General features: G+C 70.8%; 25 protein-coding genes and 1 riboswitch. Of the genes, 11 read left to right on the top strand and 14 right to left on the bottom strand.

Annotated features, from left to right (window positions below; all coding sequences use genetic code 11):
• Nucleotides 1-72: 72 nt before the first annotated feature.
• Nucleotides 73-1,566: an FAD-dependent monooxygenase gene (locus AB0H84_RS41245; protein ID WP_357617181.1), complete on the bottom strand. Its 1,494-nt coding sequence runs from the start codon at nucleotides 1,564-1,566 to the stop codon at nucleotides 73-75.
• Nucleotides 1,567-1,613: 47 nt separating this feature from the next.
• Here AB0H84_RS41245 and AB0H84_RS41240 point away from each other — a divergent pair, with 47 nt between their 5' ends.
• Complete coding sequence (locus AB0H84_RS41240; RefSeq protein WP_357617179.1) at nucleotides 1,614-2,138, top strand: PadR family transcriptional regulator; 525 nt, start codon at nucleotides 1,614-1,616, stop codon at nucleotides 2,136-2,138.
• Nucleotides 2,139-2,178: 40 nt separating this feature from the next.
• Here AB0H84_RS41240 and sigJ read toward each other — a convergent pair whose 3' ends face one another.
• Entirely contained in the window at nucleotides 2,179-3,144 is a 966-nt protein-coding gene (sigJ, locus tag AB0H84_RS41235; protein WP_357617177.1) for an RNA polymerase sigma factor SigJ, read from the bottom strand.
• Between the two features lie 117 nt (nucleotides 3,145-3,261).
• Entirely contained in the window at nucleotides 3,262-3,762 is a 501-nt protein-coding gene (locus AB0H84_RS41230) for a MarR family transcriptional regulator (RefSeq protein ID WP_357617175.1), read from the bottom strand.
• A gap of 149 nt (nucleotides 3,763-3,911) precedes the next feature.
• On the opposite strand from AB0H84_RS41230, the gene AB0H84_RS41225 reads away from it, so the two are divergent.
• Nucleotides 3,912-6,017 (top strand): MFS transporter, encoded by a 2,106-nt coding sequence (locus AB0H84_RS41225; protein WP_357617173.1) that lies wholly within the window; start codon nucleotides 3,912-3,914, stop codon nucleotides 6,015-6,017.
• Nucleotides 6,018-6,166: 149 nt separating this feature from the next.
• Here the strand turns inward: AB0H84_RS41225 and AB0H84_RS41220 are convergent, their stop codons facing one another.
• Nucleotides 6,167-6,970: a hypothetical protein gene (locus AB0H84_RS41220; protein WP_357617171.1), complete on the bottom strand. Its 804-nt coding sequence runs from the start codon at nucleotides 6,968-6,970 to the stop codon at nucleotides 6,167-6,169.
• A 210-nt stretch (nucleotides 6,971-7,180) separates the two neighbouring features.
• On the opposite strand from AB0H84_RS41220, the gene AB0H84_RS41215 reads away from it, so the two are divergent.
• The gene (locus tag AB0H84_RS41215; RefSeq protein WP_357617170.1) at nucleotides 7,181-8,383 is read left to right on the top strand and encodes a sensor histidine kinase; all 1,203 of its coding nucleotides are present in this window, start codon (nucleotides 7,181-7,183) and stop codon (nucleotides 8,381-8,383) included.
• Nucleotides 8,380-9,084 (top strand): response regulator transcription factor, encoded by a 705-nt coding sequence (locus AB0H84_RS41210; protein WP_357617169.1) that lies wholly within the window; start codon nucleotides 8,380-8,382, stop codon nucleotides 9,082-9,084. The genes AB0H84_RS41215 and AB0H84_RS41210 overlap by 4 nt, the downstream gene beginning before the upstream one ends.
• Nucleotides 9,085-9,258: 174 nt before the next feature.
• Here the strand turns inward: AB0H84_RS41210 and AB0H84_RS41205 are convergent, their stop codons facing one another.
• From AB0H84_RS41205 to AB0H84_RS41195, 3 genes are all read right to left on the bottom strand, one after another.
• On the bottom strand, nucleotides 9,259-10,068 hold the full coding sequence (locus AB0H84_RS41205) for a nucleotide disphospho-sugar-binding domain-containing protein (protein WP_357617167.1): 810 nt from the start codon (nucleotides 10,066-10,068) through the stop codon (nucleotides 9,259-9,261).
• 135 nt (nucleotides 10,069-10,203) lie between these two features.
• Nucleotides 10,204-11,076: an aldo/keto reductase family oxidoreductase gene (locus AB0H84_RS41200; protein ID WP_357617165.1), complete on the bottom strand. Its 873-nt coding sequence runs from the start codon at nucleotides 11,074-11,076 to the stop codon at nucleotides 10,204-10,206.
• Between the two features lie 198 nt (nucleotides 11,077-11,274).
• On the bottom strand, nucleotides 11,275-12,273 hold the full coding sequence (locus tag AB0H84_RS41195) for an alpha/beta hydrolase (RefSeq protein WP_357617163.1): 999 nt from the start codon (nucleotides 12,271-12,273) through the stop codon (nucleotides 11,275-11,277).
• A 70-nt stretch (nucleotides 12,274-12,343) separates the two neighbouring features.
• On the opposite strand from AB0H84_RS41195, the gene AB0H84_RS41190 reads away from it, so the two are divergent.
• From AB0H84_RS41190 to AB0H84_RS41180, 3 genes are all read left to right on the top strand, one after another.
• Entirely contained in the window at nucleotides 12,344-12,469 is a 126-nt protein-coding gene (locus tag AB0H84_RS41190) for a hypothetical protein (protein WP_357617161.1), read from the top strand.
• Between the two features lie 22 nt (nucleotides 12,470-12,491).
• Nucleotides 12,492-12,559, top strand: a riboswitch (guanidine-III (ykkC-III) riboswitch).
• A 13-nt stretch (nucleotides 12,560-12,572) separates the two neighbouring features.
• The gene (locus AB0H84_RS41185; protein WP_357617159.1) at nucleotides 12,573-13,451 is read left to right on the top strand and encodes an MBL fold metallo-hydrolase; all 879 of its coding nucleotides are present in this window, start codon (nucleotides 12,573-12,575) and stop codon (nucleotides 13,449-13,451) included.
• A gap of 363 nt (nucleotides 13,452-13,814) precedes the next feature.
• Nucleotides 13,815-14,402, top strand: coding sequence for a hypothetical protein (locus AB0H84_RS41180; RefSeq protein WP_357617157.1), 588 nt, complete (start codon nucleotides 13,815-13,817; stop codon nucleotides 14,400-14,402).
• On the opposite strand, the gene AB0H84_RS41175 is transcribed toward AB0H84_RS41180, so the two are convergent.
• Complete coding sequence (locus AB0H84_RS41175) at nucleotides 14,396-14,575, bottom strand: hypothetical protein (RefSeq protein ID WP_357617155.1); 180 nt, start codon at nucleotides 14,573-14,575, stop codon at nucleotides 14,396-14,398. The two genes, AB0H84_RS41180 and AB0H84_RS41175, sit on opposite strands and share 7 nt — an antisense overlap.
• Before the next feature lie 184 nt (nucleotides 14,576-14,759).
• Here AB0H84_RS41175 and AB0H84_RS41170 point away from each other — a divergent pair, with 184 nt between their 5' ends.
• The 3 genes from AB0H84_RS41170 to AB0H84_RS41160 all read left to right on the top strand — a co-directional run bounded on the left by AB0H84_RS41170 (nucleotide 14,760) and on the right by AB0H84_RS41160 (nucleotide 17,423).
• Entirely contained in the window at nucleotides 14,760-15,770 is a 1,011-nt protein-coding gene (locus AB0H84_RS41170; RefSeq protein WP_357617153.1) for an aldo/keto reductase, read from the top strand.
• A complete protein-coding gene (locus AB0H84_RS41165) occupies nucleotides 15,770-16,369 on the top strand; it encodes a TetR family transcriptional regulator (RefSeq protein WP_357617151.1) in 600 nt (199 codons plus the stop codon). Before AB0H84_RS41170 ends, AB0H84_RS41165 begins: the two co-directional genes overlap by 1 nt.
• A gap of 118 nt (nucleotides 16,370-16,487) precedes the next feature.
• Entirely contained in the window at nucleotides 16,488-17,423 is a 936-nt protein-coding gene (locus tag AB0H84_RS41160; RefSeq protein ID WP_357617149.1) for an NADP-dependent oxidoreductase, read from the top strand.
• Between the two features lie 64 nt (nucleotides 17,424-17,487).
• On the opposite strand, the gene AB0H84_RS41155 is transcribed toward AB0H84_RS41160, so the two are convergent.
• The gene (locus tag AB0H84_RS41155; protein WP_357617147.1) at nucleotides 17,488-18,435 is read right to left on the bottom strand and encodes an NADP-dependent oxidoreductase; all 948 of its coding nucleotides are present in this window, start codon (nucleotides 18,433-18,435) and stop codon (nucleotides 17,488-17,490) included.
• 49 nt (nucleotides 18,436-18,484) lie between these two features.
• Between AB0H84_RS41155 and AB0H84_RS41150 the strand changes: the two genes are divergently transcribed.
• Nucleotides 18,485-19,099, top strand: coding sequence for a helix-turn-helix domain-containing protein (locus tag AB0H84_RS41150; protein WP_357617144.1), 615 nt, complete (start codon nucleotides 18,485-18,487; stop codon nucleotides 19,097-19,099).
• Here AB0H84_RS41150 and AB0H84_RS41145 read toward each other — a convergent pair.
• The 5 genes from AB0H84_RS41145 to AB0H84_RS41125 all read right to left on the bottom strand — a co-directional run bounded on the left by AB0H84_RS41145 (nucleotide 19,093) and on the right by AB0H84_RS41125 (nucleotide 22,167).
• Nucleotides 19,093-19,227, bottom strand: a complete 135-nt coding sequence (locus AB0H84_RS41145) for a hypothetical protein (RefSeq protein WP_357617142.1) — start codon at nucleotides 19,225-19,227, stop codon at nucleotides 19,093-19,095. The two genes, AB0H84_RS41150 and AB0H84_RS41145, sit on opposite strands and share 7 nt — an antisense overlap.
• A gap of 118 nt (nucleotides 19,228-19,345) precedes the next feature.
• A complete protein-coding gene (locus AB0H84_RS41140) occupies nucleotides 19,346-19,747 on the bottom strand; it encodes a hypothetical protein (RefSeq protein ID WP_357617140.1) in 402 nt (133 codons plus the stop codon).
• 98 nt (nucleotides 19,748-19,845) lie between these two features.
• A complete protein-coding gene (locus tag AB0H84_RS41135; protein ID WP_357617138.1) occupies nucleotides 19,846-20,490 on the bottom strand; it encodes a response regulator transcription factor in 645 nt (214 codons plus the stop codon).
• Nucleotides 20,481-21,566: a histidine kinase gene (locus tag AB0H84_RS41130; protein ID WP_357617136.1), complete on the bottom strand. Its 1,086-nt coding sequence runs from the start codon at nucleotides 21,564-21,566 to the stop codon at nucleotides 20,481-20,483. Before AB0H84_RS41130 ends, AB0H84_RS41135 begins: the two co-directional genes overlap by 10 nt.
• Entirely contained in the window at nucleotides 21,550-22,167 is a 618-nt protein-coding gene (locus AB0H84_RS41125; RefSeq protein ID WP_357617134.1) for a DedA family protein, read from the bottom strand. The genes AB0H84_RS41130 and AB0H84_RS41125 overlap by 17 nt, the downstream gene beginning before the upstream one ends.
• Between the last annotated feature and the right edge of the window lie 20 nt (nucleotides 22,168-22,187).

The following is a 22,187-nucleotide window of genomic DNA, read 5'->3' as shown; positions in this document are numbered from 1 at the left end:
CCGGCATGCCGCGAGCTCGAGCACGTCGGCAGCGGCGTTGCCGTCCGGCACGTCGGGGCATCGAGGTGCAGGTCACAGGCGCTCGAGGTAGTCCGCCGGCTCGGCAGGCGTGTCGGCCATGAGCCCGATGTAGCCGTCCGGGCGGATCAGTACGGTCGTGCCCTCGCGCCCGCCGTACATGCGGTGCAGGTGCCCGGTCGTGTCGACCAGCCCGGCCCGTCCCGGGCGGACGACGGTGTAGGCGCGGACCCGGGGGTCGCTGAGGCCAGGGTCGGCGCCGAAGCTCAGGGCGGTGAAGTGCGGGCCGCGCAGCAGCTCGAACAGGCGGCATTGGCGACCGTCGAGCATGACGGGGGCGTCGGGGGCGACGTCTCCGGCCCGGAAGCGGCCGCGACGGCCGGTGAGGTGCCGGGTCAGCGGGCCGGTGCGGTAGACCGGGTGGTCGTTGCGGGTACGGCGCTGCTGCCGGGCCATGACGGACCTCAGGATCAGCCGCACCACCGGGCGGACGGCACGCGGCGGGATCGCGCCCTTCATGCGGCGATCGCTGTCGGCCAGGATCTGCCTGGCGACCGGCAGCCGCTCGGCCTCGTAGGTGTCCAGCAGCTCGGGCCTGGCCGCGCCCTGGACGACCAGGGCGAGCTTCCAGCCGAGGTTGTAGGCGTCCTGGATGCCGGTGTTCATGCCGTGGCCGCCGAAGGGGCTGTGCACGTGGGCGGCGTCCCCGGCCAGCAGCACCCGGCCCACCCGGTAACGCTCGACCATCCGCAGGTTGTAACGCCAGGCCGACAGCCAGGTCGCATCGGACACCCGGACGTCGGCGCGGCCGGTCCTGGTGGCCAGCGCGCGGCGCACGGTGTCGAGGTCGCCGTCCTCGCCGGGCTCCAGCGAGGTGACGACCTGCCAGGTGTCGTCGGCGTGCGGGATGGGGCGGGCGGCCAGCAGGTGGCCGTCACCGGTCACCCACAGGTGCGTGCCGCTGTCGCGGTCGAGGCCGTCGAGGCGCACGTCGGCGATGAGGGCGCGCATGTCCTCGGCCGTGGAGCCGGCGAAGGGCAGGCCGAGCGTGCGGCGGACCAGGCTGCGGCCGCCGTCCGCGGCCACCAGGTAGCGCACGCGGACGCGCTCGCCGCCCTCCAGCGTCGCGCTCACTCCCTCGTCGTCGGTGTCGAAACCGGCCAGCCGCCGCCCGAACTCCACCTTCCCGCCGAGCTCGGCCAGCCGGTCACGCAGGATCGACTCCGTACGCCACTGGGGCAGCCCCACGGTGTTGGGGTACGGGCGCGACGGGTCGGCGGGGGCGGGCGGCAGGCGCAGGTCGAACAGGTGGCCGGTGCCGAGATGGAAGCGGAGCCAGCCGCGGATGTCGCCCGCCGCCAGGATGCGGTCGGCGACGCCGAGATCGTCCAGCGCCTCTAAGGAGCGCGGCTTGAGGGTGAAACCGCGCGAGCCCGGGGCAGGCTCCGCGGCCTGCTCCACGATGCGGCAGGCGACCCCTCGGCGGGTCAGGTCACAGGCGAGGGTCAGGCCGGTGGGTCCGGCGCCCACGATCAGCACGTCCGTCATGACGCTCACATTAGGACCTGTCCGTCGGTATATGTCAAGATAGAGGTATGTCACTGCGTCACGCCTTGCTCGGCTTGCTGGAGGACGGGCCCGCCAGCGGCTACGCCCTCAACGTCCGCTTCGAGCGCTCGCTGCAGCGCTACACCTGGACCGCGCGGCAGAGCCACATCTACCCAGAGCTCAAGCGCCTGGCGGATGAGGGCCTGGTCGTCATCGCCGAAGAAGGGGCTCGCGGCAGCCGTACCTATGCGATCACCGACGCGGGCCGCGAGGAGCTGCGCGCCTGGCTGCTGTCACCGCCCAAACCACGCGCCGTACGCGACGAGCACGGCCTGCGCATGTGCCTGCTCTCGGCTCTGGACCCGCCGGAGGCGGGCATGCTCGTGCGGGGGCACCTGGAGACGGCCGAGCAGATGATCGCCGAGCTCCAGGCCATCGCCGAGGCCGCCGACGCCGGCGACCACCCGCGCGGCCGCCTGCGCTTCGGCCGGCTCGCGCTGCAGTACGGGATCTTCCAGTACGAGGCGCAGCGTGAGTGGGCCCGATGGGCTCTGGCGCAGCTGGAAAGCTGAGGGCCTGCCGGCGGGTGGCCTTCGCGACGTGCGCGGGGTGTCAGCCCGCCGTCCACGGACGGAGCTTCTCGGGGTTCCGTACTGCCCAGATGTGCTGGATCCGGTCCCCTGCGACATCGAGGGCCATCACCATCACGGTGACGCCGTCGTGCTGGGCCACCAGACCGGGCTGACCGTTGACCGTACGCTCCAGGAAGATCAGGTCGGGTGCCCTGTCGGCGGCGAGGCCGACCAGGAGGCGTGCGATCTGCTCGCCGCCTTCCACCGGGTGGAGCAGGGCGCTGGCGAGGCCGCCGCCGTCGGCGGTGGCCGTGGCGTCCGGGGCGAGGAGGCCGATGAGGGCGTCGATGTCCTTGGCCTCCCAGGCCTGCTTGAACTCCCTGACGATGCCGGCGCGCCGGGCTGACGGAGTCGCGGGAGGCTGCGCGGCGCGGATGCGACTGCGGGCCGAGGAGGCCAGCTGGCGGCAGGCCGCCGGGGTACGGCCGACGATCTCCGCCACTTCGGCGAAGGAGTAGCGGAAGACATCGTGCAGGATGAGCGCGACGCGCTCGGCGGGGGTCATCGATTCGAGCACGACGAGGAAGGCCATGTTGATCGACTCGTCGAGGGTGACGCGGTCGGCCGGGTCGACTGCGGCGCCGCCCGGACGCGCGCTGATCCACTCCGTACGCTCGGGCAGCGGCTCGGGGATCCATTCGCCCACGTAGCGCTCGCGCCTGGCCCGCGCCGAGCCGAGCAGGTCGAGGCAGACGCGGCTGGCGACCTTCGTCAGCCAGGCGCCAGGGGCTTCGATGGCCTCCTGCTGCTGCCGGGACATGGCGTACCAGCGGGCGTACGTCTCCTGGACGACGTCCTCGGCATCGGCCAGGGAGCCGAGCAGCCGGTACGCGAGATTGATCAGCTGACGCCGCTCGCTCATGATCGCGCTCAGGCTCGGATCGAGCCGGCCGGCTCCTGGCTCGGAAGGGGTGGTCATGGTGTCGCCGACTTTCCGTTGTCGCATCTGCCTTCACCGGACCGACGAGACAGCACCCCGGAATGTGAGGCCTCCCAGCCTCATGCCCGTGACGATGAGGCCGAGTCGGTGGAGGAGCTCCTGCGGCTGCTCCTGCACGTGCCGCTATTCGGGTGTCGTGTCGCCGAGCGACTCCAGCAGGCCGCGCATCAGGCCCGCCAGCTGATCACGCTCCTCCGGACTCAGCGTGGCCAGCAGGCGGGCCTCGTTCGCCACGTGCGGGGCGACCAGTCCGTCGATCGTCGCCAGCCCGTGCTCGGTGAGCCGGACGCGGATCGAGCGCCGGTCCCCCTCGTCCGGCATCCGCTCGACCAGGCCTTTGGCCGCGAGCCGGTCGATCCGGTTGGTGATGGCTCCGGAGGTCACCATGGCGGCCCGGTTGAGCGCGCCGGCCGTCAGCTCGTACGGCGGCCCGGACCGGCGCAGGGTGGCCAGCACGTCGAACTCCCACCGCTCCAGCCCGTGCGCGGCGAAGAACTCCTTCAGCTCGCGATCCAGCAGCCGCGCCAGCCGGCTGACCCGCCCGACGATCCCCATGGGCCAGGTGTCGACGTCGGGCCGTTCGCGCAGCCACTGGGTCATGATCAGGTCCACCGCGTCGCCCAACGGGGCCTCCTTCCGGCCGCTCGACGGCCATGCGCCGCCAACCCGGCCATCTCTCAGTACAAAGAATCTCAACGTTCATCTACTTGACGTTGAGCTAGCTACCGTGCTCTTATCTCAACGTTGAGATTATCAATAAGGAGCGATGCGGCATGAAGAGCGGCCGGCGACTCCTCACCGCGGGTGTGACGGCGCTGGCACCGGCGATCTGGGGAAGCACCTATCTGGTCACGACCGAGTGGTTGCCACCGGACCGCCCGCTGCTGGCCGCCACCGTGCGGGCGCTTCCCGCGGGCCTGATGCTGCTGGCCTTCGCCCGTACGCTGCCGACCGGAATCTGGCTGTGGCGCGCCCTGGTGCTCGGGACCCTGAACATCGGCGCGTTCAACTTCCTGCTGTTCGTCGCGGCCTATCGCCTACCGGGCGGGACAGCCGCAATGATCATGTCGGCGCAGCCGATGCTCGTCCTGGTCCTGGCGGCGCTGCTCCTCGGGGACAGAATCCGGTACGCGCACGTGGCGGCCTGCGTCCTCGGCACAGGCGGTGTCGCGCTGCTCGTCTTCAAGGGGACGGCGGCACTGGACTTCGTCGGCGTGGCGGCGGCGCTGGCCGGGGCGGCCTGCATGGCCATCGGCATCACGCTGACCAAACTGTGGGGACGCCCGGACGGAGTGGGACTGCTCCCCTTCACCGCCTGGCAGCTCATCGCGGGCGGACTCGTGCTGTCGCCCTTCACCCTGGCCATCGAAGGTCTGCCGGCCACCGTCAGTGGGACCGACCTCGTCGGATTCGGCTATCTCATGTCCCTGGGCGCCGTCGTCAGTTATGCGATCTGGTTCCGCGGGATCGAGAGGTTGCCGGCGCCGGCGGTGTCCGTCCTCGCCTTGTGCAGCCCGATCGTCGCGACGCTCCTCGGCTATCTGTTCCTGCATCAGACGCTGTCGATTCCGCAGCTGGTCGGAGTCCTGGTGATCATCGGCGCCGCGCTGCTGGCGCAGCTCCGGCCGGCCGACCCGCTGCGAACCACAATGAGAGAGAAGAAGTTGACCGCACCCGACAATCATCCGCACTCGACCCTGAGATCATGGCTGGGCGTCGCCGTCATCACAGCCAGCTTGTTCGTCTTCGTCACCACCGAGTTGATGCCGGTCGGCCTGCTCACTCCGGTGAGCTCGAGCCTGAGCGTGTCCGTGGGTGTCGCCGGACTGATGGTCACCCTGTACGGCGTCTCCGCCGGGCTCGGCGTGCCGTTCATCGTGGCCTGGACCAGGCGCGTCAACCGACGCGTGCTGCTGTCCGCGCTGCTGGCGATACTCGCCCTGGGAAACCTGGTCACCGCCGTCTCACCGAACTATCCGCTGGTCCTGACGGCGCGGCTGCTCATGGGATTCGCCAACGGGGTGTTCTGGGCCATAGGCGTGGGCATGGCGATGCGCCTCGTTCCGGAACGCCACGCGAGCAGGGCGTCCGCGATCGCGCTGTCCGGCATCTCGATCGCCACGGTGGTGGGCATACCGCTGGGCACATTCCTGGAAAGCCTCACCAGCTGGCGGAGCACGTTCCTCATCTGGAGCGGCCTCAGCGCGCTGGTGTTCCTCGCGGTCGCCACCGTGATCCCGTCACTGCCGTCGCAGAACGCGGTCCCGGTGCGGGAGGTCTTCGCACTCCCCCGCAAGAACGTGCGACTCCGCCTGGTGATGTTCGCCGTCATTCTGTACGTGCTCGGCCATTTCGCGGCGTACACATTTGTGCGGCCCTTCATGGAGGACAATTCAGCCGCCACGCCCGCCTTCATCGCCGGGCTGCTGATAATTTACGGCGTCGGAGGCGCGGCCGGTAACTTCATCGCCGGACACACGGTGAGCAAGAGCCCGAGGGGCAGCTTCATCGCCGCCTGCGCGGGACTCGTGGTGTCCCTGCTGCTGCTGCTCACGATCGGCCACTCGCAGGTCGGCGCGATCATCTCCCTGGCCCTGTGGGGGGTTTCCTTCGGCGCCGCCAACCTGTGCCAGATCAACCTGACGCTCTCCGCCGCGCCCGACACCTTCGAAGCCGCCATGTCGATCAACACCTTGGGATACAACACGTCCATCGCGCTCGGAGCGCTCTTCGGCGGGCTGTTCGCCGATCGGCTCGGCGTCCCGAGCGCCGTCTGGTTCGGTGTGGCGCTGACGGCGGCTTCGCTGCTCCTCACCCTCAGCACCGGCCGCAAGACCGCACCCACCGTCCCCGATCGGGAATTGACCAGCAGCAGATAAGCCCGGCTGCGTCCACCAACCGTCGGCCGAACGACGGGATCCCGCCCGGCCATGAAGGCCGGACGGGATCCCGGTCGGCCCCCGGCCACGACGGCGGCGGCAATACCGAACCTGGCGATGTCTTCGGCGGTCGCGCAGGCCCGGGGCGTTCATCCCCTTGGGCCGAAAGCCGTCATGAGAATGTGCACGGCGACGAGGACGACGACCCAGACCATGGCACGCCTGGTCGGCGGGGGGCCGCTGCGCAGCAGGGAGATGCCCAGGGGGACGAAGGCGACGCAGAGGCCGCCCACGGCGATGAAGGACTGCGGCTGGGTGCCTTTGAGCGTCCCCAGCGCGAGCGCCGACATCAGGCCGAGCGCGACCGAGCGGCCCAGGCCCAGGGCGCCGGAGCGGTAGGCGCCGACGGCCAGCACCACCCAGCCGAAGAAGGCCGGTCCGGAAATGGCCTTGAACGGATGCCAGCTCGTGTCCCGCCATGCCAGGTAGTAGTCGTCGATGCCCTTGAGCATCGTCTGCAGGCCAAAACTGTCGGTCAGGTGAAAGGCCAGGTGGTCGGTGCCGAACTGGAAGGTCCGGGTGAACAGGCCGACGATCACCAGGCAGCCGCCCCACAGTCCCCACAGCGGGCTGGTGGCGGCAATCCGTTGCGCCAGCGTCATGACCGCCGGCCACAGCAGGACGAACCCGGCGGCGAAGCAGGTATAGGCGACGACGACGAGGGTGGGGTGCCGGGCGTAGGCGGCGAGCTGGTGAGGGACGAAGTAGTGGAACGGGGAGCGCAGGAGCGTCCCGGTCATGATCAGCGCGGGGCCGCCGATCAGCGAGACGGCACTCACCCATCGTCCGGGAAACGGGTGTCGCCGGCCCTGGTTGGCCGCGGCGTTGGCGGCGCGCCGGTCCGCGGTGGCCTGTCGCCATCGCGTGATTCGCTCCCGAAGATCAGTGCTCATGGGTTCCTGCCCGCCTTGTCGGTGTCGGCGCGTCTCGGCTCGGTGTGCCGGCCCGCATCAGCATGGTGATGGGCGGCGCGGTGGGAGCGCGTCTGGCTCGGGTCGCATCCTGGTCGCCGGTCACGTGCCGGTGGTACGACCCAGGACGGATGCGCGATGTCCAACCGTGGGCAGACGCCGGGTGACCTGCTGAGGCGATAACGTCCGGCCATGGAGTGGACTGGGCGGCGGCTCGGCGGACGGGTGGTCGCCGATGCGGTGGTGGCGGCCATCATGGCGCTGTTGATCGGATACGCCATCGTCGACCCGCCAGGGGCGTCGTCATGGTGGCCCGCCTGGTCGGCTTGGCCGGTGGCCGCGGTCGTGAGCTTTCCGGTCGCCGTCCGGCGGCGCCGGCCGCGGGCCATGCTCGCTGTCGCCTGCACCACGGCGGGGCTGGCGGCCGTGGCCGGCGCTGTCGCGGCGGGCGCGATCTGGCTGTCGTTCGTACCGACCGTGCTGGTGCTGTACGTGGTGGCCGCCACCACCTCGGTCGCGTGGTCGGTGGCGGGCCTGGCGGCGTGCGCGTCAGCCGCGGTCACCGCGGTCCTGATCTTCTACGAACGGGTGTTCCCGGGCCTGGCGCCCGCGGCGGAGCCCAGCGAGGTGCCGCCGGCCTGGCCGATCGAGATCGGCGTGATCTGTGTGCTGCTGGTCGCCGGATGGGCCATCGGGACGGCCGTCCGCTGGAAGCGGGACACGACCGCTCGCCTCGTCCGTCACCTCGCCGAGGCGGCGGTGGCCGACGAGCGCAGGCGCATCGCCCGGGAGCTGCATGATGTCATCGGCCACAGCATGAGCCTGATCGCCGTCAAGGCCACCGTGGCCAACCATGTCGCCGAGGCCCGGCCGCAGGAGGTACGCGCCGCGCTGGCCGTCATCGAGCAGACCAGCCGGAGCACGCTCACCGAGATCCACCGGGTGCTCGACCTCCTGCGCTCCGACGGCGACCCCCAGCAGGCCCATATGCCCGTTCCCGGCATGGCGGACCTGCCCGAGCTGGCTGCTCACGCCCGCTCGGCCGGAGTCGAGGTGGACCTGACCGTCCGCGAAGAGGCCGCGCTGCCCCCCGCGGTCGCGGTGTCGGTGTACCGAATCGTGCAACAGGCTCTGACCAACGTCATCACTCATGCCGCGCCCACCCGCTGCTCGGTCGCGGTGGACGCCGACGGGCGGGAAGCCGTGATCGAGGTCGTCGACGACGGTTCCCGCCACGGCCGGCCGCCGCGAGCGCGCCCCGGCGGTCACGGCCTCATCGGCATGCGCGAACGGGTCAAGATGTACGGAGGCACGTTCCACGCGGGCCGCCGGCCCGAAGGAGGCTTTCGCGTGTCGGCTCGACTGCCCTACGACCCGAGGGGCACCAAGGCATGACCGATGACACCGCTGCGCACCACCGGCCCCCGCCCATCCGTGTCGTGCTCGCCGAGGACCAGGCATTGGTACGCGACAGCCTCAAAGTCCTCATCGACACCACGCCGGGGATGGCGACCGTGGGCGAGGCGGGCACCGGCGCCGAGGCCGTGCTGCTGGCCCGCCGGCGGCGACCCGACGTCGTTCTCATGGACGTGCGCATGCCCGACATGGACGGCATCGAGGCGACAGAGAAGATCTGCGCCGCCCCCGATTGCGCCGGTGTCCGCGTGCTGATCCTCACGACGTTCGATCTCGACGAATACGTGTACGCGTCGCTACGAGCAGGGGCAAGCGGCTTCCTCCTCAAGAGCGCCACCGCGACGGAGCTCCTGGCCGCCATCCAGATCGTCGCCTCCGGCGAAGCCCTGCTCGCGCCTACCGTGACCCGTCGGCTCGTCGCCGAGTTCCTGAAGGGCGCCGGCCCCGCCCCGGTCGTACGAGACCTCAACGACATCACCCGACGCGAGCGTGAGGTGCTCACCCTCATCGGCAAGGGCATGTCCAACTCCGAGATCGCCGAGCACCTTCACCTCACCGTCGGCACGGTCAAAACCCACATCGGCCGTCTTCTGGCCAAACTGCACGCCCGGGACCGGGCCCAGCTCGTCATCGCCGCCTACGAAGGCGCGCTCGTCACCGTCCCAGACGGCCGCCGTTGACCAGCTTGTCCAGGAGGCGGGTGAGGACGGACGCCCTGTCCTGGCCCATGACCCCTGATCACCGCGTCCCGCGCCATGGCCGGGTCGGCTTCGGTCTCGACGATGCTGCGGACCCTCGACCCGGCCGCGGGCACGCGCAAACCGGCGGGGTGCCTACCTGCGCAACCTCCGGGATCAGCCCGCCGACCCGCTCCGGCCGATCATGTCGAGCAGAAGCTGCGCGGCCAGCTCCGCCCCGTCGGTGCGGACCTGCTCGGCCACGACGGCCGCGCGGGCACCGGTCTCGGGGGCCAGCGCGATCTTGAGTGCGGCCGACAGGGACTCGGCGGTCGGCGTCGGACCGTCGTGTTCCGTGCCGATGCCCAGCTCGGTCACCCGGCCCGCCCAGTACGGCTGATCCGCGACCTGGGGCACGATCACCTGCGGCGCCCCGGCACGGGCCGCCGTCGTCGTGGTGCCCGCTCCGCCGTGGTGCACGACCGCGGCCACCCGCCGGAACAGCGCCTGCTGGTTGACCTCGCCGACGACGAAGCAGTCGTCGCGGTCGTCGATCAGGGCCAGGTCGGCCCAGCCGCTCCCGAGCAGGACGCGGCGCCCCTGCGCCCGGACCGCTTCGGTGACGGCCCGGGAGACCTCCTGCGCGTCCGCCCCCCGTACCAGCATGCTGCCGAAGCCCACGTACACCGGCTCCGCACCGGCGGCCAGGAACGCCTCCAGGCCGGCCGGGAGCGGGCGCTCGTCCGGCCGGATCCACGCGCTGGTCTGCGTCACGTCGAGCTCCGGCGTCTCCTGCGCCCCCGTCGCCAGCGCGCGGATCGGCCAGCCGAGGGGAGTCAGCGGCACGGAGACATCGACCAGCAGTTCCGCGAAGTCCGGCGGCGCGCACACCCGCACCTCGGCGCCGAGAGCCTTCAGCTGCAGCGCCAGCCCCGTCATCGGCTCGACGTCCCCGCGCGACCCGTAGGTCACCAGCACAACCCGCATTCCGCGGCCCCCGATCTCCGTACGTTCCGGTGTCGAAGGGCGATTGTGCGGTATGACCGGGGTCTTGTGGCAAGGCCCCCTGCGCGCTATGCGCTGATAGTGACGGGAGCAGCATTCTGATCTGCGGATACCCCGTCAGTGGCCGATCTTGTCCAGCTCGGCGAGTTCCTCGTCGGAGAGTGACAGTGCGGCGCCGGCGACGTTCTCGCGCAGGTGCGCCACCGACGAGGTGCCAGGAATCAGCAGGATGTTCGGCGACCGCCGCAGCAACCAGGCCAGGGCGACAGACATCGGCGTCGCATCCAACCGGGCGGCCACGGCCGACAGCGCCGAGGACTGCAGCGGGCTGAAGCCGCCGAGCGGGAAGAAGGGCACGTAGGCGATGCCCGCTTCGGCGAGCTCGTCGATCAGCTCGTCGTCTTGGCGGTAGGCGAGGTTGTACATGTTCTGCACGCACACGATCGGCGCGATCGCCCGTGCCTCGGCGACCTGTTCCGCCGTCGCGTTGCTGACTCCGAGGTGGCGGATCAGGCCCTGCTGCTGGAGCTCGACGAGCGTCTCGAAGGGCTCGGCGAGCGAGCCGGGTTGCGGTCCCTGGGCGTCGCCGAGCCGGAGGTTGACCAGGTCGAGCACCTCGAGACCGAGGGTTTCGAGGTTCTCCTGGACGGCGCGGCGCAGGTCTTCGGGCCGACGGGCCGACGGCCAGCCGCCGTGCTCGTCGCGGGTCGCGCCGACCTTGGTCACGATGTGCAGCGATTCCGGGTACGGGTGCAGCGCTTCATGGATCAGCTCGTTGGTGACGCGCGGTCCGTAGGCGTGGGCGGTGTCGATGTGCGTGATTCCGAGGTCGATGACCTCGCGGAGGACGGCGAGTGCGCTGTCACGGTCGGCGGGCGGGCCCATGACCCCGGGGCCGGCGAGCTGCATGGCGCCGTAGCCGAACCGGGTGACGGTCAGGTCGCCCAGGGTCCAGCTGCCGCCGGGTAGCGAAGTGGAGAGCGTGCTCATGCCTCTGTCTTTCATCGTTGCGCTGAGGGGCCGTCCATAACGGCTCGCTGCCTCAGTATGGGTAGGCAGCTTCCTGGCAGGAAGTAGGCACCTGCGAGTGCGTAAGTCACCTACGGGTTGGAGGCGCGCTCCACGGCAACGATGAGCCGTCCCCGTCGGCCGACGGGGACGCAGCGCGAACCGGCAGGCCCGGAGCCATCACCCGGCGAGGGCCCCTCGGAGGAAGTCGACGATCTCCGCCCGCGCGGCTTGGGCTTGCGGCACCACGTTCGGCATGCTGAGGAACGCGTGCCCCGCTCCGGGGTGTTCGGTGAGCCGCGCGGGCGTCCCGGCCGCTCGCAGTCGTTCGGCGTAACGGCGGCCGTGATCGGCCACCGGGTCGTGGGTCGGCACCACCACGAGCGCCGGGGCCAGCCCGCTCAGGTCGTCGGCATACAGCGGCGACAGCGCACGAGGATCGGTTCCCGGCGGAACGGCGAACCGGTGGAACAGCCGCAACTGCGGCACGGTGAGGGTGGGGCTGTCGGCGTACTGGGCGATCGAGGCGTGGTCGAACATCGTCTCGGTCAGGTCGACAGCGGGGTTGACCAGCACCTGTGCCCGCAGGAGCAGGCCGGACTCCCTGGCCCGGATCGTGGCCAGGGAGCTGATCAACGCGCCGGCGCTCTCGCCGAAGACGGCGGTCCGCGATGGGTCGACGCCCCACTGCCCGGCATGCCGTACCACGTGCGAGAGCACGTCCCAGCCGTCGTCGGCGGCCGCCGACAGCGGGGTCTCGGGGTCGAGGAGGCGGTGCTCGACCGAGACGACGACCGCGGGCAGGTGGGCGGCGAGGTGGCTGTTCACCCAGTCGCTCTGCACCGCCGTGCCCACGAACCCCCCTCCGTGCACGTGGAGCACGAGGGGCAGGCCGGCCTGGTCGACGCGCTGGTCGACGCGCTCCGGCGCGGGCCGGTACACCCGGACCGGGAGCTCGCGGCCGGGCAGCGCCACCCGCTGCCACTGGATCGCGGCGCCGGGATCCGGATCGCCGGTGATCGCCCGGGCCGCGGGGGACGCCCGCCTGCGGTTCTCCTCGTCCCGGTACGCGACCAGCTCCTCGGCCGTCATCGCCAACCAGTCGGGCGCCTTGCCCGCGGCCTGGCCGCGCAGCTGGATGCCGGCCGGCGTCTGCTTCCCGTCGGTGACGTCACTCATGGCTTCTCCTCTGACGGATATTTTCGCTACCAAAAGTATCGAAACCTATGGTAGCGAAAACAGGTGCCGGATGCGTACGGGGGCTGACGGCGGGGCGTTCGGCCAGGCAGTGGCGTGGGCCGGAGGGCGCGCCGTCCTGGATCCGCGCGACCTGACAGGCACCCCAGGACGGTCCACGGCGGCGGAGAGCGGCTGATCGCTGTCGTGGTACGGTCGCCGTGGAAGCCCGCCAGTGCTTGCCCCGGACGAGACGTGCGCCGTACCCGGCCTGCCAAGACGACGCACTCGAAGGAGACGTCATGGATGCGGGCACACCCCTGATCGATTTCGCTGGAGTGGCTCCAGAGCCTCGCGCGCTGGACGTCCGGTGGATTCACGGCTCACCGTCGGCCAAGCACAACACCGATCCGGACATCCAGGTCCACGCGTACGACGAGCACACGTTCATCCTGCGGCAGAACATGGCGATCAACTATGAGGCGCCGTTCATGTTCCTGCTGTTCGGCAACGCACAGGCGGTGTTGATCGACACCGGCGCCACCGCATCGGCCGAGTTCTTCCCCTTGCGCCGAGTGGTCGACGAGCTCGTCGCCGGCTGGCTCGCCCGCCACCCCCTGGAGGCGTACCACCTGCTGGTGCTGCACACCCACCCGCATGGCGACCACGTCGCGGGCGACGGTCAGTTCGCCGACCGCCCCGACACCACGCTGGTCGGCGCGGACCTGGTCACCGCCTGGCAGTACTTCGGGTTCGGCACGGATCCCGACGCCGTGGCGCAGGTCGACCTGGGAGGCCGCGTGCTGGAGTGCCTGGCCACCCCGGGTCACCACGAGGCGGCGGTCACGTTCTACGACCGGTGGACCGGGTTCCTGCTCACCGGGGACACGGTCTACCCGGGCCGCCTCTACATCCAGGACTGGCCGGCCTTCACCCGGACCATCGACCGCCTGATCGACTTCTCCGACCGCCGACCGGTCACCCACGTGCTCGGCTGCCACATCGAGATGACCAGGCAGCCAGGCGTGGACTACCCGATCCGCAGCACCTACCAGCCCGACGAGCCCCCATTGCAGATGACCACCGGGCACCTGCACGAGATCCGTACGGCGATCAAGGAGCTCGGCGACCGGCCCAGCCGGCGCGCCTGCCCCCTCTTCATCCTCTGGCCGAACCTCTGAGCCGCACAGACGGATCGGACCTCCTGCCCGATAGTTCCTGATCATGAACGGCTTCGCGCCCGGCGGGGCGCGGGTGCCGGACACATTGACCGCTGCCTCAACAACTTGTTTTCCGCGCGAATTCACATTCGACCTGCCGTCCTCGCCCTCCTCCTCGGCGGGGAATTGCAAGAAAGCGGAGGCCCTTACGAACTCCCGTGCACCCGGCTCCATCTAAAGGTATGGAGCAAGCGGCTCGGCGCGTCTCGCCCGGGCCACGGGGAGCGAATGGTCCGCCTGCGCGAAATGGCGGCACCGGAGCGCGACGCCCACGCGGCGGCTCGCGCGAACGCTCGTGAACACCTGAGCATACGGGAGGGCACCATGAGAAAGACGTCCGGCGGAATGGTCCTGGTGGCCGGCGCGCTCACTCTGGCGAGCGTGAGCGGCGGCCTGCCGGCGCGGGCCGAATCGGCGGCGGCCGTCCGGGCCACGGCTGCGCCGGTGAGCACCGTCGCCTCGGCGGCCCAGGTCAGCAGGTGCGACCAGAGCAACGACGCCAAGAAGTACGCGCTTCCCCACAAGAGCGACATCGTCGTCAAGATCGACCACTGCATCACCAAGAGGAAGTCCGGCAGGGGCTACAAGGTCTTCTCCAGTCTGACCATGTCCTGGGACGAGCTCAGCGAGCATTTCGGATCGATGCACCGGTTCAATCATTTCTACGTCTACCTGTACGTCAACAGGAGAAACAATGGCGGTGGCGGCGACAAGAACTACAAGAGAACCATGTGCATCTTCACCGACGCCCTCAACGCGCGCAGAGAAAGCGCCATCGCATGCTCCACGCCAATGGTGAGCTACAGCAAGAAGTACGACTACTACTCGGACGTGTTCGTGGTCGCCGACGTCGCGAACGACGGCAAGGGCGAGATTTACTGGGCACTCGACCGTTCGAAGTACATCTACTGATCCGCGTCGCGGGTGTTGGCCGACAGTGTGCCGGCCTCGCCGCCCCCCGGTCCGCAGTGGCTCGCGGAGAGCGGCGAGGCGGCTTCGCTCTGCGGGCCGATGCCGTCGTGGCCCATGACGGCCACGGCCCCCTTCACGGGTGGAGGCGTGGGCAGCGCAGTCGCGCCGCCCACCGCCCGTTTCCACGCGCCTACCAGCGCAATTCCCCGGTTTCGTCCTGGAACCTGTCGGACCGTCCGCGTCGAAGGTTGCCAGACGCACGACAGTCCTGGCGCACTCCTCCGGTGACCTTGGCTTCTTATCGGTATCAGGTTACAAAGCTTGATACTTGTAACCAATCCGGTTAGCGTTTGCCGTATGGAGCAGAGAACACTCGGCGCCGGCACCTGTGTGGGGGCGGTCGGGCTTGGGTGTGCCGGCATGTCCGGCGCATACGGACCCAGCGCCGACGACCAGAGCATCGCGACACTTCGCAGCGCGCTCGACGCCGGGATCACGTTCATCGACACCGCTGACCACTACGGGATGGGCCACAACGAGACGCTCATCGGGCAGGCGCTGCGACCCGCCGCCCGCGACCGCGCCGTGGTGAGCGTGAAGTTCGGCGCGCTGTTCGGCCCGGACGGCAGCGTGCGGGGCGTCAACGGCCGGCCTGACGCGATCCCGAACTACCTGGGCTACTCGCTGCAGCGGCTGGGCACCGACTACGTGGACATCTACCGCCCGGCCCGGCTGGACCCCGCTGTCGCGATCGAGGAGACCGTCGGCGCCATCGCCGAGATGGTGCACAAGGGCTACGTGCGCGGCATCGGGCTGTCCGAGGTCGGCGCCGAGACGATCCGCCGCGCCCACGCCGTGCACCCGATCACGGACGTCCAGATCGAGTACTCGCTGTTCAGCCGCGGCGTTGAAGACGAGATTCTGCTCACCTGCCGCGAGCTGGGCATCGGCATCACCGCCTACGGGGTGCTCGCCCAAGGAATGCTGACCGGGACGTGGCAACCGTCCGCCGACGACGCACGGCATCGCGGGCACCTGCCCCGTTTCGCCGCCGGCAACATCGAAGCCAACCTCGCGCTTGTCGAGCGGCTGCGGGAGATCGCCACCGCCCGCGGCGTCACGGTCGCACAGCTCGCGATCGCCTGGGTGCTCGCGCAGGGTCGCGTGCACCGAGACATCGTCGCGCTGGTCGGGGCCGGCCGACCGCGCCGGATCGCCGAGACGGTGGACGCCGCCGGCCTGCAGTTGACCGAGGACGACCTGGACGCGATCGAGCAGGCCGTCCCGCGCGGGGCGGTCGCCGGGGAACGCTATGCCCCCGCCCTGCTCGCGCTCCTGGACAGCGAGCGAACAGGAAGCAAGCGCTGATGCCCGCCCGAGTCCCGCTGGACGCGAACACCATCCTGGCGGCCACCGAGGAGATCCTGCGCCGCCACGGACCGGACAAGGCAACCGTCGTCGACGTCGCCCGGGCGCTCGGGGTCAGCCACGCCGCCGTCTACAAGCACTTCGCCTCCAAGCAGGCGCTACGCGAGGCTGTGACCCGGCACTGGCTCGACCACAACCGCGACACCCTCGCCGTCATCGCGGCCGACCGCGCGGTCCCGCCGGCGCAACGACTGCGTACCTGGCTGCACGCCGTCCTGGCCGTGAAGCAGGCCAAGATTCGCGAGGACCCGGAGCTGTTCGCCGCCTATGGGATCCTCGCGGCTGCGCACAGCACCGTCGCCACTGACCACGTCGCCGACCTCTTGGGCCAGCTGGCAGCCATCATCGCCGACGGTGCCGCCGACGGCAGCTTTCGCACCGACGACGCGGAGGCCACCGCCCGCGCGGTCTTCCACGCCACCGCCAAGTTCCACCACCTCGCCCATGCCGCCGAATGGCAGAACCCCGGCATCGGCACCGAGCTCGACGAGGTGTGCACCCTGCTGCTCGAGGGTCTGCAGGCCCCCACGTCGCCATAGCCGGATCGGGCTGAGCACCCGCCGCCGCCGATGTCGGCGGCGCGGTCAGTCCCGCGCACCCTCACCCAGGCAGCAACGAACAAGGAGTGACAGAACAACCGTGGTCCAAGCAATCGGAGTGACACAACCAGGTGGACCGGACGCTCTCGACGAGCTCGATCTGGCGGCCGAGCCGATCGGTCCCGGTCAGGTCAGGATCCGGGTCACCAGCGCCACGGTGAACCCGACCGACGCGATGATCCGCTCACGTCCGCGACAGGACGTGGCGGACGCGGCGGACGCGGCGGACGCGGTGCGGGTGCCGGGCATGGAGGTCGCCGGAGTGATCACCGACATCGGCCCCGCCGTCGAGCGCCCGTTCACGATCGGGGACGCCGTCATGGCCATCGTGGTGCCCTCGGGCGAGCACGGCGGCTACCGGGCAGACCTGGTCGTACCAGCCCGGTCGGTCGCGAAGATCCCGGCCGGGCTCTCGGACGTCCAGGCCGCCACCATCCCGATGAACGGGCTCACCGCGCAGCTCGCGCTCGACACGCTGGCGCTCCCGGCCGGCGCGACGGTCGCCGTCACCGGCGCCGCCGGCACCGTCGGCGGATACTTCGTCCAGCTCGCCAAGCAGGCCGGGCTGGTCGTCGTCGCCGACGCCGCCCGCCAGGACGAGACCTTCGTACGCGACTGCGGAGCCGACGAGGTCGTGCCGCGGGGGGATGATTTCGTGGCAACGGTCCGCCGCCTCCACCCCGGCGGTGTTGACGGGCTCCTCGACGCCGCCGTGCTGGAGGCCGGCACGCTCCCGGCCGTCAAGGACGGCGGCACCGTCGTCACCGTCCGCGGCTACCAGGGCGACGGGACCGGCCGGGTCCGCGTCGCCCCGATCTTCGTCCGCGACTACGTCGAGGCCGCGGCCGAGCTCGACCGGCTCGCCGAACTCGCCGGCGACGGACGGCTCACCATCCGCGTGGCCGGCCGACTGCCCGCCACCCGGGCCGCCGACGCGCACCGCTCGCTCGAACAACGCGGTATTCGCGGGCGGTTCGTCCTGCAATTCGACTGACCAAACCTCGAGCAACCGGAGCGACGAACGATCTCGGGGGCGGCCGTTGCCTGGGTGGGGCCGGTCAGTTCACCAGCACGATCTTCCCGCGAGAGTGGCGGCTCTCGCTCAGCTCGTGCGCCGCAGCCGCCTCAGTGATCGGGAACGCCGCCGCGACCGGCACCCGCAGCCGGCTCTGCCCGGCGAGCTCGACCGCGATGCCGAGACCGTGCACCGCCAGCGGGTCGGCGGCTCCGACGGCCGCTGTGTCGCCGGCCGGCACGCCGTGCGACAGGTGCACGCCGAGGGCCGCCGCGGTGAGGTCGGGAGCGATCGTCACCACGCGCGCCGGGTTGCCGGTGATGGCGATCAGGTCGGGCAGCGCCCCTCCCGCGCAGTCGAACACCGCGTCCACCCCGCCCGGCGCCAGCGCGCGGACCCGTTCGACCAGGCCCGCCCCGTACGTCGTCGGCTCGCAGCCCAGCGAGCGCAAGAAGTCGTGGTTGTGCTCCCCGGCCGTGCCGATGACCGTGGCGCCACGGGCGACCGCGAACTGCACGGCGACCGTGCCCACCCCGCCGGCCGCGCCCTGCACCAGCACGGTGTGCCCGGCGCCGACCGCGAGCCGGTCGAGCACACGCGTGGCCGTCTCGACGCTGCCTGCGGCGCCACCGGCCTCCTCCCAGCTCCACACGGCCGGTTTCGGCGCCCAGACGACCCGGACCGCGTGATCGGCGTTGGCGCCGCGCGCGGTCGTCGCGGTCATGCCGAACACCTCCTCGCCGACTCCGACACCCGTGACGCCGTCGCCGACCTCGTCCACCACGCCGGCGGCGTCGAACCCGGTCCGGTACGGGAACGTCACAGGCACCACCTCACGCATCTTCCCCGAACGGATGAACGTCTCCCCCGTCGACAGCCCGGACGCCCGCACGGCGATGCGGATCGTCCCCGGCCCTGCGTGTGGCTCCTCGACCTCGGCGACATGCACCACGCCGGCCGGGCCGTACTCCGAAAACTGAACAGCTCTCATGTGCCGCACCGTAACGGAACACCCCGTCCGCTTGACTAAAGTGAGAGCGGTGACGGCCGAAGTGAGTCAGAAGCTGCGCTCGGACGCCCGCGACAACCGCGCGCGCATTCTCGCGGTCGCCCGCGCGACGTTCGCCGCCGAGGGCCTCGATGTGCCGATCCGGGAGATCGCCCGGCGCGCGCAGGTTGGCGCGGCCACCGTCTACCGGCACTTCCCCACCAAGGAAGCGCTGCTCAGCGAGGTCTTCGCCGAGCCGATGGCCATGTGCTCGGCGGTCGTCGAGGAAGGGCTGGCGCAGGCCGACCCGTGGCACGGGTTCTGCCTGGTGGTCGAGAAGCTCATGGAGGTGCACGCCCTCGACCGGGGCCTGTCCGGCGCGTTCATCTCGCAACTGCCGTACTTCACCGCTGACCGCGACCGTACGATCCGGCTGCTGCTCCAACTCATCCGGCGCGCGAAGGCGGCAGGCGGCCTGCGGGCGGACTTCGTCCTGGAGGACTTCATCCTGGCGATGATGGCGAACGAGGGCATCCGCGCCGAGTCACCCGAGCAGCGAGCCGCGGCGTCGCGCCGTTTCGCAGCCCTGATGATCCAGTCGTTCCGTGCCGACCCCGTCCGCGCGCCGCTTCCGCCGGCCGTCCGGCTGCTGCCGGCCGTTCAGTAGTGTCCCGGCGGCGGCCTCCCGGCGTTCCTGCCGCCCCCGTCCTGCGCGAGCGTGGCCGGCATCGGCTCGTCGACCAGCCACCGCAGCATCGCCATCGGCTGCGCCAGGCTCCGCGTTGACCGATCCACCGTTCTCTCGTACGTGGTCTGCCCCCACGTGAGGCGGCCCGCGTCGCAATGACGTCCATCTCCGGCGAGCGGCACGTCGATGATCAGAGACGTGGACGTAACCGGCGGCCAGGCGCGACTATGCCTGCTTGCCGCCGGTGAACGGGGCCTCGCCCTCCTTGAGGGCGCGGAAGCGCAGCGCCGACCACACCTCGTCCACCGCCACCTGCCCGTTAGGGCGCAGCCCGTACTCGCCCACGATCGGCCAGAGCGTGTCACGGTTGATGTCCGCCTTGTTCCCCTTGGGGTAGGCGACCCACACGACCGGCGGCTCGGTGACCTGGTCGCGGTGCCGGTCCAGGATCTGCCGGGCCGAGGCGGAGTCGGAGGCGAACAGGAGCGCCACATCCGCCTCCTTGAGGTCCTCCACGTGGCGGGCGCCCTCGGGCAGCGGCCCGAGCAGCGGCAGGTGGGCGGTGTCGGAGATCCACACCTTGGACTCCGGCTTGATGAGCAGCTTGGCCGCGACGGTCTTGCTCATGACGTGTTCAGCTCCTTTGTAGGCGGAATGCCCCGACTGTCGGTGGAATGCCCCCAACATTCCACCGACAAATAAGATTGTCAAGACGACTTGAGTTGTCAGGACTTCAGGAAGTGCAGGACGGCCAGCACCCGGCGGCTGTAGCCCGTGGTGTGCGACAGCCGTAGCTTGTCGAACAGGGAGTTCACGTGCTTCTCCACCGCGCTCTGCGACACGTGCAGCGCCTGGGCGATCGAGGCGTTGGTCAGCCCCTGTGCCATCAGCTCCAGCACCTCCCTCTCCCGCGCCGTCAGCCGCGCCAGCGGGTCCACCTGCGTCGTGCGGGCCAGCAACTGGCGCACCACCTCCGGATCGAACGCCGCCCCGCCCGCGCCCACCCGCTCCAGCGCGTCCAGGAAGTCGCCCACCTGCGCCACCCGGTCTTTCAGCAGGTAGCCGACGCCCTCGACGTCCGCGCTCATCAGCTCGGTGGCGTACCTCTTCTCCACGTACTGCGACAGCACCAGCACCTTGACCTCACTCCAGCGCCGCCTGATCTCCAGCGCCGCGCGCAGGCCCTCGTCGGTGTGGGTCGGAGGCATGCGTACGTCCACCACCACGACGTCCGGGCGGTGCTCGGCCACGGCCGCCACCAGCGCCTCACCGTCGCTGACCGCGGCCGGCACCTCGTGGCCCTCCTCGAGCAGCAGCCGTACCAGGCCCTCGCGCAGCAGGGTGGAGTCCTCGGCCAGGATCACCCGCACGGCAGCACCGCCGTGATCGTCGTCGGCCCGCCCGCCGGGCTGCTCACCTCGAAGCCGCCGTCCAGCGCCGCCACCCGCCTGGCCAGGCCGGACAGGCCGCCGCCCGTCGCCTGCGCGCCGCCCGCGCCGTCGTCTCGCACCCGTACGACCACCGCGGCGTCCTCCTCGTGCACCTCGACCGTGATGAGCGTGGCGCCGGCGTGCTTGGCGGCGTTGGTGACGGCCTCGCACACCACGAAGTACGCCGCCGTCTCCACCGCCATGGGCGGCCGACGCCGCAGGTCGCAGGCTACCCGCACCGGCACACCCGAACGTTCGGCCACCCCTGCCAGGGCCTCTTCCAGGCCGAGGGAGTCCAGGCCGCTCGGGTAGACCCGCCAGGCCACCTCGCGCAGCTCGGCCAGCGCCTGCTGGGCCTCCTGGTGCGCCTGCTCCAGCAGCTCCGACCGGCCCCGCCGGGCGCGCCCGATCAGCATCGACAGCGCCACCAGGCGCTGCTGCAGCCCGTCGTGCAGGTCTCGCTCGATGCGGCGGCGCTCGGAGTCCACCGCGGCCACGATCCCGGCCCGGCTCTCGGCCAGCTCGGCGATCCTGCGCTCCAGCGCCTGCGTCGGGTCGGGGCCCAGCATGCGCAGCGCCAGCCGACGTTCCAGCGCGTGCACCCCGACCACACCCGACAGGACCAGGAACAGCAGCACGACCCCGGCCACCGCCAAGTAGGCGACCAGCGGTATCGACGGCCGCATCCCGTCGAACGCCTCGCCGCGCCCCCACGCGGCGAGGAAGCGGACCGCCGTGTCCGCCCCGTACACGAGGAGCGTGATCACCAGCCCGCCCAGCACGCCCGCCGGGACGCGGGCGGCGAGGTAGGGCAGCGGCCTGCCCTCCTGCAGGGCGCCGGGGTCCAGGCGCAGGCGGCGGGTCTCGAGGCGGGTCAGCCGCCGGGCCGCCGCGCCGACGTTCGGATTGTCCAGGAACGGGAGCGTCAGGAGCAGGAACACCAGCTCGATCAGCGCGGTCACGGCGCCCAGCGCCACCGCGCCGAGCAGCCGCAGCCCCTCAGCGGCGAGGCGCATGCCTGCCCTTGCGCCGCTCGGCCAGCCGCACGACGACGAACACCACGACAGCCAGCGCCACCAGCGCGATCACCACGTTGGTGCCGATGCCCACATAGGTCTCCACCAGCGCCCAGTTGTCGCCCAGCAGGTAGCCGGCCATCACGAAGATGGTGTTCCAGATAAGGCTGCCGGCGCTCGTCAGCAGCGTGAACGTCAGCAGCGGCATCCGCTCCACGCCCGCCGGGATCGAGATGAGGCTGCGGAAGAGGGGGATCATCCGGCCGAAGAACACCGTCTTGCGGCCGTGCTTGAGGAACCACGCCTCGGTCTTCTCGATGTCGGACGGCTTGACCAGCGGCAGCTTGGCGGCGATGGCCAGCGTGCGCTCCCGGCCCAGCAGCGCCCCCACCCAGTACAGCGCCAGCGCCCCGAGGACCGAGCCGAGCGTCGTGCACACCAGCACATCCAGCAGGTCCAGCTGGCCCCTTCCTGCGGTGAAGCCGGCCAGGGGCAGGATCACCTCGCTGGGCAGGGGCGGGAACAGGTTCTCCAGCGCGATCGCGAGCCCCGCCCCGGGCGCTCCGAGACTCTCCATCAGTCCAACCAGCCAATCAGTCATGGGCCCCAGGCTATGGAACG

It is taken from the genome of Nonomuraea sp. NPDC050786 (assembly GCF_040654115.1).
Classification (GTDB): domain Bacteria; phylum Actinomycetota; class Actinomycetes; order Streptosporangiales; family Streptosporangiaceae; genus Nonomuraea.
Note: the sequence above shows the minus strand (reverse complement) of the source record. Positions and strands in the feature narration are given on the sequence as shown.